This is a genomic window from Cyclobacteriaceae bacterium (assembly GCA_025808415.1).
Lineage (GTDB): Bacteria > Bacteroidota > Bacteroidia > Cytophagales > Cyclobacteriaceae > UBA2336.
Genome location: CP075525.1, coordinates 1,543,928 through 1,556,168, shown reverse-complemented (window position 1 = coordinate 1,556,168; position 12,241 = coordinate 1,543,928). Strand labels below are relative to the sequence as shown.

The 12,241-nt window shown below is 44.8% G+C and carries 11 protein-coding genes and 1 tRNA gene; 7 read left to right on the top strand and 5 right to left on the bottom strand.

Translation table 11 applies throughout. The features are described 5' to 3' along the window. Positions 1-13: 13 nt before the first annotated feature. The 5 genes from KIT51_07335 to KIT51_07315 all read right to left on the bottom strand — a co-directional run bounded on the left by KIT51_07335 (position 14) and on the right by KIT51_07315 (position 4,307). On the bottom strand, positions 14-1,195 hold the full coding sequence (locus tag KIT51_07335) for an efflux RND transporter periplasmic adaptor subunit (GenBank protein ID UYN88054.1): 1,182 nt from the start codon (positions 1,193-1,195) through the stop codon (positions 14-16). An 18-nt stretch (positions 1,196-1,213) separates the two neighbouring features. Next, entirely contained in the window at positions 1,214-2,632 is a 1,419-nt protein-coding gene (locus KIT51_07330) for a TolC family protein (GenBank protein UYN88053.1), read from the bottom strand. Then, a complete protein-coding gene (locus tag KIT51_07325; protein UYN88052.1) occupies positions 2,629-3,264 on the bottom strand; it encodes a TetR/AcrR family transcriptional regulator in 636 nt (211 codons plus the stop codon). Before KIT51_07325 ends, KIT51_07330 begins: the two co-directional genes overlap by 4 nt. A 143-nt stretch (positions 3,265-3,407) precedes the next feature. Then, positions 3,408-3,740 carry a hypothetical protein gene (locus tag KIT51_07320; GenBank protein ID UYN88051.1) on the bottom strand — a complete coding sequence of 111 codons (333 nt, stop codon included), beginning with the start codon at positions 3,738-3,740 and terminating at the stop codon, positions 3,408-3,410. 9 nt (positions 3,741-3,749) lie between these two features. Next, the gene (locus KIT51_07315; protein ID UYN88522.1) at positions 3,750-4,307 is read right to left on the bottom strand and encodes an RNA polymerase sigma factor; all 558 of its coding nucleotides are present in this window, start codon (positions 4,305-4,307) and stop codon (positions 3,750-3,752) included. 87 nt (positions 4,308-4,394) lie between these two features. Between KIT51_07315 and KIT51_07310 the strand changes: the two genes are divergently transcribed. The 7 genes from KIT51_07310 to pth all read left to right on the top strand — a co-directional run bounded on the left by KIT51_07310 (position 4,395) and on the right by pth (position 12,217). Beyond that, on the top strand, positions 4,395-5,249 hold the full coding sequence (locus tag KIT51_07310; GenBank protein ID UYN88050.1) for an alpha/beta hydrolase: 855 nt from the start codon (positions 4,395-4,397) through the stop codon (positions 5,247-5,249). A gap of 75 nt (positions 5,250-5,324) precedes the next feature. Then, entirely contained in the window at positions 5,325-9,020 is a 3,696-nt protein-coding gene (gene purL / locus KIT51_07305) for a phosphoribosylformylglycinamidine synthase (protein UYN88049.1), read from the top strand. A 55-nt stretch (positions 9,021-9,075) separates the two neighbouring features. Then, positions 9,076-9,645, top strand: a complete 570-nt coding sequence (locus KIT51_07300; protein ID UYN88048.1) for a DUF4136 domain-containing protein — start codon at positions 9,076-9,078, stop codon at positions 9,643-9,645. 108 nt (positions 9,646-9,753) lie between these two features. Continuing rightward, positions 9,754-9,824 (top strand) — tRNA-Gln (locus KIT51_07295). Between the two features lie 46 nt (positions 9,825-9,870). After that, positions 9,871-10,800 carry a ribose-phosphate pyrophosphokinase gene (locus tag KIT51_07290; protein ID UYN88047.1) on the top strand — a complete coding sequence of 310 codons (930 nt, stop codon included), beginning with the start codon at positions 9,871-9,873 and terminating at the stop codon, positions 10,798-10,800. 28 nt (positions 10,801-10,828) lie between these two features. After that, positions 10,829-11,500 carry a 50S ribosomal protein L25/general stress protein Ctc gene (locus KIT51_07285; protein UYN88046.1) on the top strand — a complete coding sequence of 224 codons (672 nt, stop codon included), beginning with the start codon at positions 10,829-10,831 and terminating at the stop codon, positions 11,498-11,500. Between the two features lie 156 nt (positions 11,501-11,656). Beyond that, positions 11,657-12,217, top strand: coding sequence for an aminoacyl-tRNA hydrolase (pth, locus tag KIT51_07280; protein UYN88045.1), 561 nt, complete (start codon positions 11,657-11,659; stop codon positions 12,215-12,217). The last annotated feature ends 24 nt before the right edge of the window (positions 12,218-12,241 follow it).

Sequence of the window (12,241 nt, the reverse complement as noted above, 5' to 3'; positions counted from 1 at the left end):
TGCGGTTGCAAGCTTATTTGTTTGCCACTTCTTTAGAATTTTTTTTGGCCCCAAAAATTTCCACTTCAACACCTTCGGTTAAGTCGCGGTAGCCCTGGTCAACAATTTGTTCATCGCCTTTCAACCCGGCCACCACCTCGGTTTCAGTCATAGATGTTATCCCGGTGGTTATGTGTATCTTCTTGGCAAGCAATCTTCCTTCGCGGTCATCCACAGCAAAAATGAATTGACCGTCTTCATCTTTCTGAATGATGCGGGTAGGCACCGCTAAGGTGGCTTCGCTCAGGTAATCGCGTAAGTTCAACACAACAACCTGGTTGGGTTTCACAATAAAATCAACACGCGGAAGTTGAACTTCTACGATAAACGTTCTGTTTTCGGCATTGATTACCTGGCTCACCGAAGCTACTTTGGTATTCAGCTTCTTATCTTGCGATGGGAAATAAACCTCCACCGGATCACCCGTCTTGAACTTTCCGATAAACCGCTCGGATACATCGGCTTTAATATAGGTATCATCAAGGCTTACCACACGTACCAAAGGCATGCCCGGGCCAGCCACTTCGCCTTCACGCGCAGGAAGCTGGTCGATAGTACCACTGAAAGGAGCCTTAATAATAGCCTGGTCGAGTTGTGAATAAGCTGTAGCCAACCTGCGTTCAAGTGACTCTTTATTGTTTTTAGCTTGCAGGTATTGCAATTCGGTGCCAATTTTCTGTTCCCACAAACGGGCTTGTTTTTCGTAAACCGAGTTTGCGAGTTCAAGTGCGGTTTTCAACTCGGCAATGGAGTTACGGATAATATCTGCATTTAAGGAGACCAGCACCTGGCCTTTCGAAACATTTTGACCTTCACGCACATGTACCTTGTGGATTTCGCCACCGGTTTGTGCAGTGATTACAATGTTCCTGCGTGATTCAACGGCACCACGCACTTCAATTTTATGTTCGAAAGCTTTCTTCTCAGCGGTAAACGTTGAAACAAGAATAGCCTTGCTTATTTGACGAGCAAAGTTTGGATCCGCGTCACTGATTTCCTTTTCAAGTTGAGCAATTTTGTTCTTTATGGTTGCCAGTTCAACTTGTGCCTGCTCCAGTTGCTTTTTCTTAGCTTCTAATTCAGCAGCTTTGTCGGTTGGTGCACTGCAGGCTGCAACAAGAGCAGCAAACGCTATGATGAGGTAGGTATTTTTCATATCTATGGGGTTTCAGTATTATTTTTTCTCGTTATAAAATTTTCCAAAGGCTTTTTCCAAATCCACTTTTGCAATCAAGGCATCGAACAATGCGTTGTAATAGTTCACTTGCGATTCGCGCAAGGTTGTCTCTGCCTCCACCACTTCAAAGTTGGAGCCTACACCTTCGGTGTACTTTATTTTGGTAACCGATGCTACACGTGCCGCCAAGGCTGAATTTTGTTGTTGGGCCTTCAAGGTTTCAACATTGCTGGTGTAATTGTTCAAGGCCTGCTTGATTTCCAGGTCAATGTTTGATTTTAGCTGGCGTTCGCCATTTTCAATTTGCCGCAAAGCCAGTCGCTCTTGTTGAACTTTATAAGAACGCTGCAAGCCGCTGAACACCGGCACCCGTAAACTCAGGCCATACGATGAGTAGGAATACCATTTATCGGGCCCTACCACTCCATTATCGCTAAAGCCGGTATTGGTCGTGAATAAGCCACCAATGTTAGGCGACTGCGTGGAATAGCCGAGGTTTGCATAGGCCGACAGTACGGGCATGCCTAAAGCAATGTTGTTTTTCACATTCAATGCCTGCAGTTTTTTGTTGGCTTCAAGCACCTGGTAATCCGGACGGTCCTTGTAATTCCAATTTGCCAGATAGCCATCCAGGTCAAAGCTCAATTCTTCCTCGGTAAGTTGTCCGGCAACTTCAAGTTGCTGGCTCATCGGATAGTTGATCAGGAATTTCAACCGCTCCAGCATAATATCCTGAAGGCGCAGGAAATTGTTGCGTTCGGTGGTCAGGTTCGTCAACGAAACCCGAATACGATCAACGTCAATGGCTTCGGCAAAGCCATTCTCATACATTACCCGCGTGTCCTTCAAAAGGGAATCAACCCGGGCAATGTTTACATCAAAAGACTTTATCCGTTCGCGGTTAACCAGCACGGCATAATAGGCCTTGGTAACATTGGCCACTACATCTTCGCGTGTTTGCAGGGAGCTTTTAACAGCGAGGTCTTTATAAGCATTTGCTGCCTGCAGCCCAACCAGGTACGATCCGTTAAATAAAAGTTGGTTTACCCGAAGACCTGCATCGGCACTGCTCTTTAACTGGAAAAAGTTTTGTGCCGCAATGACATCGCCTACGTTTGCACCTGGTATGGTTTGGCCACCTAAAAAAATGCTGTTGGGATCATAAATGGAGAAAAATCGCCTGAGTTGCTCATTGTGATCAAGTGAAACAGTACCATCAATTTGGGGCAACCCAATGCCTACTGTTTCTTTTACACGGGCTGTAGCAATTTTCTCATCGAGGTTTGCATTTTGAACGGCAATAGAATTTTGCAGGGCATATTCAACACACTGCTCTAACGTAAATGTTTGCTTACTATCTTGAGAATAGCCAACCAGTGAAACACTGAAAAATAATAGGGTAACGATATACTTCATAAAACTGATGAGGGTTGGTGGTTGAGGGTCTTACACTTTTGGTAGAGTTTTTTTCCTTTTTCGGTAACCAGTCCGTAAACGAAATGATCGAAGATTTGCTCCTGCACTTCGGCTAACTTGTATTGGTTTGGAGGAAAAATTTCATTGTTAAACGCAAGCTGCACCAATTCGATGCGCATCGCGGCCATTATTTCCGGATTTATATCAGCCCGGATGTAACCATCCGCTATGCCCTTGGACAAATTGCGGATTACATTTTCCCGTATGTATTTGTTTTTGAATACAATCCATTCGCCCCAGGCTTTGGGGTGAAATTTCTGCAAGTCAAAAAGCAACGTTGGGTTCATGGTTTCCATGTTTGTACGCATGCATGCCGAAATTTGAGCCAACTCTTCAATAGGATTCTTAGCACTTTCCCAAATACCTTCAAACTCAGCTTTATTTCGTTGCAGGTGGCTGCGTGAAACCGAAAGCACCAGGTCATCTTTATCGGCAAAGTGCTGGTACAACGTTTTCTTTGAAACCGTAAGGTGCCGCGCAATGTCATCCATGGATATGCTGCGTATGCCGTACCGCATAAACAACTCCTCGGCACCTTTCAAAATCTTGTCTTTTACGTCTAGTTCTTCCATAAGGGGGGCAAAACTATGGAAACTTTTTATATTACAAAAGTTTCTTACGTTTCCTTAAACGCCCTAAATCCATCAGGGTTTAGGTTTTTAGATTAAATTTTTGAGATTTTTTTGGATAATGTGGCGCAACCGTTTGAATGACATCAATTGGGCGCGGTTGGCTCATCGGTTGGCATCCTGCACCATTTGTCTTTCATCCTTTCTTTAAACCGGGCACGTTGCTCAGGTGTCATGGATGACCATTTTTCGTAATAGCGATGCTTCCAATGCCCGGAGTGGCCACGCTTACCGCCAAACCCTGAAAACAAAATTTTAGAAAGAACCAACAGGCCCAACGCCTGCCAAAAAGTTAAGGTTGGCCCGTTAAAAAGTACTGGCACAAGCCAATTCCATAACTGCATGGTAATCAAGCCAACAACTCCAATGAATACTGTGCCCAGCACAATCCATTTCAATATTTTCAATCCCTTTTTCATGTCCGTCAATTATTCAAGTTCATCATACCATCGTTGTAATTTTTTCCTGAGCGCCAGTATTGCGTAACGCTTTCGCGAAAGCAAAGTGTTGATGGATATACCTGTAGCTTCTGAAAGCTCACGGAAACTCTTTTCTTCCAATTCATTTTGAATAAAAATGTCGCGTTGGTCGGCAGGCAGTTCCTCTACGGCATCCATTATAGCATCCCACATGGATTCGCGCAGCAGAACCTCATCCGGTGAGTTTCCAAAATCCGGAAGTATGTCCTGCAGGGTAAGTGGCGAATCATCATCAAATTCTGAAACCGAAGTAAAACCTGCTTTTTGAGGCCTGGCCGATTCCTTCCTGTACCGGTCAATAATCTTGTTCCGTGCTACTGAAAAGAGCCATGAGGTAACCCTGTCAAACGATTCAATGGTATCATAACCGGCTATGAACTGGTAAAATACATCTTGCAGAATGTCTTCAGCTTCTTCAAGCGAGGAAACACGGTTGCGAATGAACCCCAGCAACTTGCCTTTTTCTTTCAGAAATGTTTCTTCTTTTAACTGCATAGCCAGGTCCATCGCTTGCTCATTTAACAGGATAGTCGATGAAAGCAACTGATTTATTGTAGTGCCTGCAAAATATTAACTTATTTGGCACACAGCTATATGGCTATCTTTGCAAGCATCAGGTCATTCAAGCTTGTAAACGAAATGCATTACGTCTCCGATAACTTCTTTTCTTATAAAAATATCGTTTTACAGTATTACAAGATTGGTAATGGCGCTAAAGCTTTGATTTGCTTTCACGGTTTCGGACAAGAAGGTACGGCTTACCTAAACCTGGCCGAAAAAAACGGAGACCAATACACATTTTATTCATTCGATTTGCCCTTTCATGGTAGAAGTTCGTGGACGTTGGGTGATAAACCAATCGAGAAAAAACAATGGCTTGAGTTCATCGGAGCTTTTATTACTGAACAAGGCATAAAAAAGTTTGCGCTGGCAGGTTTCAGTTTAGGTGCCCGTTTTGTACTGGTCATGACCGAATGTTTTAGCAACCAAATCGATCGCCTTTACCTGATAGCACCGGATGGTATCAAACCAAGCACCTGGTACACCCTGGCCACCTCAACCGCCTTGGGGCGAAGCTTTTTTAAAAGCATGATTTTCAATCCGCATCGCTTTTTCAATCTTGCCCGGATAGTGGCCAAATTAAACCTTGTCGATAAACGCCTGATCCGTTTTGCCATAAGCCAAATGGATACCGTGAACAAGCGCACCAAGGTTTACCATGCCTGGGTTGTGTTCCGCAAACTTTCAATTTCAAGGGCAAACCTTATCCGTAACCTAAACCAGCACAACCTGCCAGTTACCCTGATTTTAGGGGACGGGGATCGGATGATTACAAAAAAACATGTAAAACAGATTTTAAAAAATGTACACACTGCTTCGCTTGTTATACTGCCGTCCAGCCACCATGCCTTGCTTTCGGTGATGGCCAAAACCGGTTTACCTGAATAATTAATAATCACCCATAGGGCATACAGCCAAACTCTTATTATTTTTGGGCTTCCAATAACGAGCCCCGTTTTATCAATGATTTTGTTCTTCCGCTCCCCCGCCAACACAGTATTTGCTGTTGGCACGGTACAGCCTTTACAACATACTGATATCCAAAAACTTGAATGGCTATTCGGTGGTGCTGCTCCCGTACAGGGAGCAACATTTAACGGCTATTTTGTGGGGCCGCGAAAGGAAATGGTGACACCGTGGAGCACTAACGCGGTTGAGATTACACAAACAATGGGCATCAGTGGCATTACCCGGATAGAGGAATTTGCTGTGGTAAAGGATGAGCATGCCCCGTACGACCGCATGCTCCAGGTGCTGTACAAACAACTGGACCAAGAATTATTCACCATACACCATCAACCCGAACCCGTACTTGAGATTGAAGATATTGCCGCCTATAACGAAAAAGAAGGCCTGGCACTGAGCCACGAGGAGATTGAATACCTTAAATCTGTTAGCAAAGAACTGGGGCGAAACCTTACCGATAGCGAAGTGTTCGGCTTCTCGCAGGTAAATTCAGAACATTGCCGCCATAAAATATTCAATGGAACATTTATAATTAATGGCGAAGAGAAAAAAAGCACGTTGTTTCAACTCATAAAAAAAACATCGAAGCAAAACCCCAACTACATTGTTTCAGCCTACAAAGACAACGTAGCGTTTATCAAAGGCCCAACCATTGAACAGTTTGCACCCGCGCGGCAAGATGTAGCAGGCTTTTTCGAACTGAAGGACATTGATTCCGTGATTTCATTAAAGGCAGAGACCCACAACTTTCCCACCACGGTTGAACCGTTTAATGGCGCAGCTACGGGTTCTGGTGGAGAAATCCGTGATCGTTTAGCCGGGGGAAAAGGTTCCTTACCGTTGGCCGGAACGGCTGTTTATATTACCGCTTACCCTCGTTTGGAAGGTGGCCGTGCATGGGAGAAGAAATTTGAAGCGCGTAAGTGGCTATACCAAACCCCTGAAGAAATATTGATCAAAGCATCTGATGGGGCTTCGGATTTTGGCAACAAGTTTGGGCAACCCCTCATCAATGGCAGCGTGCTGACCTTTGAACACTTTGAAGGAGACAAGAAGTTTGGCTTCGATAAAGTGATTATGCTTGCGGGTGGCATTGGCTTTGGAAAACAAAAAGACAGTCAGAAAGAACACCTCACCCCGGGCGATAAAATTGTTTTGCTGGGAGGTGATAACTACCGCATCGGTATGGGTGGCGGGGCGGTTTCATCAGTTGCAACCGGTGAATACGGTAATGCCATTGAGTTAAATGCAATACAACGCTCAAACCCCGAAATGCAAAAGCGCGCCATGAATGCCATTCGGGCCTTGGCCGAACTTGACCACAACCCCATTGTTTCCATACACGATCACGGTGCCGGAGGGCACTTCAACTGCCTTTCGGAATTGCTGGAGGAGACCGGGGGCGTTGTTCATATCGAAAAAATACCGGTGGGCGATCCTACCTTATCCGACAAGGAAATACTGAGCAACGAATCGCAGGAACGGATGGGTTTGGCAATCCATGAAAAAGACCTTAGCCTGCTCCAAAAAATTGCCGATCGCGAACGCGCGCCTATGTATGTAATCGGTGAGGCTACCGGTGACAAGCGCCTTGTGTTTGAAAAGAAAAACCAACAAAAAAAGCCAGTTGATTTTGAGGTAAGGCATCTGCTGGGCTCATCGCCTAAAACTATTTTAACGGATACCGCAAATGCTTCCAGGTTCAACCCTGTGCAATATGATGCCTCCTATCTGCAATCCTATATTGAACAGGTGTTACAACTTGAGGCGGTAGCCTGTAAAGATTGGCTTACCAATAAAGTAGACCGATCCGTTACCGGAAAAGTGGCAACCCAACAAACCTGCGGAGCCATTCAATTGCCGCTGAACAATGTTGGGGTTATGGCACTTGATTTCACAAGCAATAAAGGCATGGCTACCGCCATTGGCCATGCCCCCGGTGCGGCCCTTGTTGATGCGGCAGCCGGAAGCAAGCTTGCCATTGCCGAAGCGCTTACCAATATTCTTTTTGCGCCACTTGCACATGGATTAAAGGGAGTTTCGCTAAGTGCCAACTGGATGTGGCCGGCAAAACAAGCTGGCGAAAATGCGAGACTATACCAGGCGGTTGAAGCGGTAAGTGATTTTGCCATCGCCTTGGGCATTAATATCCCAACAGGAAAAGATTCGTTATCGATGACGCAGAAGTACCCCAATGGTGATGTCGTTCTTTCCCCGGGAACGGTTATCATTTCGGCAGTAGCTGAGGTTGCCGATATACGCAAAACAATTTCGCCTGCATTGCAAGCGGTAGATCACACTTCCATCGTTTACATCGATTTATCGAAAGACCACTATAAGCTTGGCGGCAGCAGCTTTGCCCAGATCAACAACACATTAGGCCATGAAGTACCCACCATTGGCGATCCACAGTATTTTGCATCAGCATTTAACGCTATCCAGCAACTCATCAGCACTGAAGAAGTAGTGGCCGGTCATGACATTTCATCCGGTGGTTTAATTACAACACTCTGTGAAATGTTATTCCCATCAATAGGGTTGGGTGCCCATGTTGATATCTCTTTATTGGGGGAAGATATCATCAAAATTCTTTTTGCTGAGAACCCGGGCGTTGTACTGCAATTAAAAAATGAAGCGCTGCAAGCATTAGAACTTCAACAGGTTAACTATAAAAAAATCGGGCATATAACCACATCACGCGAATTGGTTATTCAACACCTTGGCCGGTCTTATCCGTTTTCCATCAATTCCCTGCGGGACATTTGGTTTACAACCTCCTACCTGTTGGACAAAAAACAGCGCAACCCCGGCCATGCAAAAGCCCGGTTCGATAATTATAAAAAACAACCGCTGGCGTACGCTTTTCAAAAAAGCTTCACAGGAAAGTTATCAGCCTATGGCATGGATGCAAAACGAAGAAAACCTACCGGTATAAAAGCAGCGATTATACGCGAGAAAGGTGTAAATGGCGACCGTGAAATGGCTTACTGCCTTTACCTGGCAGGCTTTGACGTTAAAGATGTGCACATGACCGACCTGGTCTCCGGCCGTGAGGACCTGGCTGATGTGAACATGATTGTTTATGTTGGTGGGTTTTCAAATTCCGATGTGCTGGGATCGGCAAAAGGTTGGGCTGGTGCTTTTTTGTATAATCCAAAAGCCAAGCAAGCCCTTGATAATTTCTATAAACGAAACGATACATTAAGCCTTGGCGTATGCAACGGCTGCCAGCTTATGATGGAGTTGGGGTTAGTGTACCCCGAAATGGGTGCCAACCATCCACGCATGCACCATAACGGTTCAGGGAAATTCGAATCCGCTTTTGTAAACCTTTCTATTCCAGAAAATAACTCCATTATGCTTGCCTCACTGACAGGAACCCGATTAGGCGCTTGGGTGGCCCATGGTGAGGGGCGGTTTATCCTGGCTGATGGTTCCTATTCAACTGCTGCAACGTATTCGTACGCACAATATCCCGGTAATCCCAATGACTCCGATGGTGCCGTAGCCGCTCTGTGCTCACGCGATGGGCGGCACCTGGCAATTATGCCGCACATCGAACGATCTATGTTCCCCTGGAACTGGCCTTATTACCCGGCCGAAAGGAAAGCTGATGAAATTTCGCCTTGGATTGAGGCCTTTTACAACGCCCGCGAATGGATTGCAAAAAAAATAACGCAACCTTTTACTTAAGTTATTGTTCCTTTAGGGCCGGGGCATTACCTTCATTAATCTAAATTTATTCCCTATGAGAAATTTATTTCTTCTCATGCTCTCCTCTACCCTATTAGTTGGCTGCCTGGGATACAAGGAATTGCCGGTTGAATACGATTACAGTTATAAAGGGCAATTTAAAAAGTACCGAAGCTTTGAAATCATGAAACCCGCTGGCCTGTCGGATGTATCGATGGCCAATGAACAAATTGAATCAGCCATCATTTCTCGTATGAAATTTCTGGGCTATCGCCAAACCGACAATAAACCCCATTTACTCATTAGTTTCAGGATGTACGAAGACAGTTTAAAATTCAATGGGTACAACCAACCTGAAATTGAAGAATGGATCAAAAACCAGGATCCTAACCTGAATTACGATCGGAAAAAACTTGATTTACGAACCGGGACCCTTCTCATTCAATTTTACGACAGGCGACAAAACCGTTCGGTTTGGCAAGGTTATGCAACTACCCTATATGGCCCTATAGATTACAATAACCAACGGCACCTTCGTAATGCTGTTATTTCAATTTTAGATAAATACCGGTTCTGGGCTGAAGGGTTTATGGAAGGCACCGCCAGTAAGGACACCGATATATAACACCGCAAAAAGTCCAGAAAAATCAGGGGCCGAACTCCTTTTTCAGAAAATTAATTCTACCTTTGCAATCCCAAAAAATAGGGTTTTCTTGCTTTAAAACAAGGAAATTGTCCGATGGTGTAACGGTAGCACAGAAGATTTTGGTTCTTTTAGTCAGGGTTCGAATCCTTGTCGGACAACAAAATCCCTCCCAGGCGGGAGGGATTTTCGTTAAAATCCAACAGCATGGCGGTAAAGCTTTTTAGCGGCAGAGCAACTACATATCTGGCAGAAAAAATTGCTGATGCCTATGGCGAATCCCTGGGCAAAGTAATGTACCAGCAATTCAGCGATGGAGAAATGTCGCCCTTTATTGCCGAATCAGTGCGGGGCCACGAGGTATTCCTTATCCAATCTACCATACCGCCATCCGATAACCTGATGGAGCTTTTGCTGATGGTTGATGCCGCTAAACGGGCCAGTGCTTCCAGCGTAAACGTAGTAATACCGTATTTTGGATATGCCCGTCAGGATAGAAAAGACAGGCCACGTGTGTCCATTGCAGCCAAACTTATTGCAAACCTTATATCAGCGGCCGGTGCCGATAGGATAATGACCTGCGACTTACATGCCGATCAGATACAGGGATTTTTTGACATTCCGGTTGACCACCTGGATGGTTCATACATTTTTGTTCCATACCTGAAATCACTCCAATTGGATAACATCATATTCGCATCGCCCGATGTTGGTGGTATTAAGCGCGCCAGAAGCTTCGCTAAGTTTTTTGATGCCGACCTGGCCGTGTGCGATAAATACAGGAAAGAAGCAAACAAAGTGGAATCGATGCGATTGATTGGTGAAGTGGAAGGGAAAGACGTTATCCTGATCGATGACCTGGTGGATACCGCAGGAACCATTTGCAAAGCTGCTGCCTTGCTGAAAGAAAAAGGTGCAAAAACAGTTCGCGCGGCTTGCACACACCCGGTATTGTCCGGTAAAGCTTACGAAAACATTGAAAACTCGGTGTTGGAGGAATTGGTCGTTGCCGATACATTGCCCTTAAAGCATGCGACACCTAAAATTAAAGTATTAACCGTATCGGATTTATTTGCGAAAGCCATTCGCAAAATCCACGATCACGAATCAATAAGCTCCTTATTTATAAAACTTTAATTCATATAACTAACTAAATTTTAAAACTATGAAAACTGTTGAGGTTGTAGGGTATAAAAGAGCGAATCTCGGCAAGTCTGAATCTCAAAGACTGAGAAATGAAGGATTTGTTCCCTGTGTTGTTTATGGCGGAGATCAGCAGGTGCATTTTTATGCGCCTATGATCCTTTTCCGCGAATTGGTGTACACCAATGAAGCGCACTTTGTTCACCTGAACATTGAAGGCGAAGAAAGTCAAGCCATTCTTCAGGAAGTTCAATTCCACCCGGTAAGTGAAATTATCCTGCATGCCGACTTCCTGAAAATTGAAGAAGGCCGGAAAATCAAAATGAATATACCGATACGCCTGGTTGGCAAAGCCCCCGGTGTAGATAAGGGCGGTGCATTGATCCGGAAAAAAGCTACGCTAAAAGTTTCTGGGTTCCCCAAGGATATGCCTGATCATATTGATGTGGATGTATCAACACTCGATTTCCACCATGCCGTTAAAGTTAGCGACATGAAAATGGAAGGACTTGAATTCCTTGATCCGAAAGCTGCTGCCATTGCTGCGGTTGAAGTGCCACGTGCCGCGAAACTGGCGGCTGAAGAAGCTGCTGCTGCACCGGCTGAAGGTGCTGCACCGGCTGCTGGTGCTGCTGCACCGGCTGGTGATGCCAAGAAAGCCGAAGCACCTAAGAAGGAAGAAGGCAAGAAATAATACTTTGAAAATTGCCTTAGTTGGTGATTTGAAAATTTTGCGTCTTTTTGAATTTAAACCTTCCCGGTACCGGGAAGGTTTTTTTGTTGGTCATGGAATCATAAATTGAAATGAAATTTTCAAATCAATTCATTTTCAAATTTTAAAATTAATCGTGTGAAATACCTGATTGCCGGACTTGGAAACATAGGACCAGAATATGAGTTGACCCGTCATAATATTGGTTTCCTCGTGCTTGATCGACTGGCCGATGTGCAAAAGGTTTCTTTTACCATAACCCGTCATGCAGAAAAAACCGAACTAAGGTTCAAAGGCAAGCAAATTCACCTGATTAAACCCACCACTTACATGAACCTTAGCGGTAAGTCCATTGCCTATTGGCTTCAGGAACTGAAAATACCAAAAGAAAACCTGCTTGTGGTGGTAGACGATATTGCTCTACCCTTTGGAACATTGCGCATGCGCAAACAAGGCAGTGCAGCCGGCCACAACGGGCTCACCCATATTGAACAGGTTCTTGGGGGATCAGACTATGTGCGCCTACGCTTTGGTATTGGAAAGAACTTTAACAAGGGACAACAGGTAGACTATGTACTTGGAAATTTTACACCAGAAGAATTTCAGGCATTGCCACCGCTGATGGATAAAGCCAGTGAAATGATTTTATCTTTTTGTACGATCGGTGCTGATAAAACGATGAGCCTCTATAATTCTTGATCCCTGAACTTTTATTAGTGATTT

Bases quoted from the DNA above. Each gene is read 5' to 3' on its own strand.
- purL (UYN88049.1), top strand. From the start codon at position 5,325: ATGATTTTGTTCTTCCGCTCCCCCGCCAACACAGTATTTGCTGTTGGC.
- KIT51_07320 (UYN88051.1), bottom strand. From the start codon at position 3,740: ATGAAAAAGGGATTGAAAATATTGAAATGGATTGTGCTGGGCACAGTA.
- KIT51_07335 (UYN88054.1), bottom strand. From the start codon at position 1,195: ATGAAAAATACCTACCTCATCATAGCGTTTGCTGCTCTTGTTGCAGCC.
- KIT51_07310 (UYN88050.1), top strand. From the start codon at position 4,395: ATGGCTATCTTTGCAAGCATCAGGTCATTCAAGCTTGTAAACGAAATG.
- KIT51_07330 (UYN88053.1), bottom strand. From the start codon at position 2,632: ATGAAGTATATCGTTACCCTATTATTTTTCAGTGTTTCACTGGTTGGC.
- KIT51_07290 (UYN88047.1), top strand. From the start codon at position 9,871: ATGGCGGTAAAGCTTTTTAGCGGCAGAGCAACTACATATCTGGCAGAA.
- KIT51_07285 (UYN88046.1), top strand. From the start codon at position 10,829: ATGAAAACTGTTGAGGTTGTAGGGTATAAAAGAGCGAATCTCGGCAAG.
- KIT51_07300 (UYN88048.1), top strand. From the start codon at position 9,076: ATGAGAAATTTATTTCTTCTCATGCTCTCCTCTACCCTATTAGTTGGC.
- KIT51_07315 (UYN88522.1), bottom strand. From the start codon at position 4,307: ATGGACCTGGCTATGCAGTTAAAAGAAGAAACATTTCTGAAAGAAAAA.
- KIT51_07325 (UYN88052.1), bottom strand. From the start codon at position 3,264: ATGGAAGAACTAGACGTAAAAGACAAGATTTTGAAAGGTGCCGAGGAG.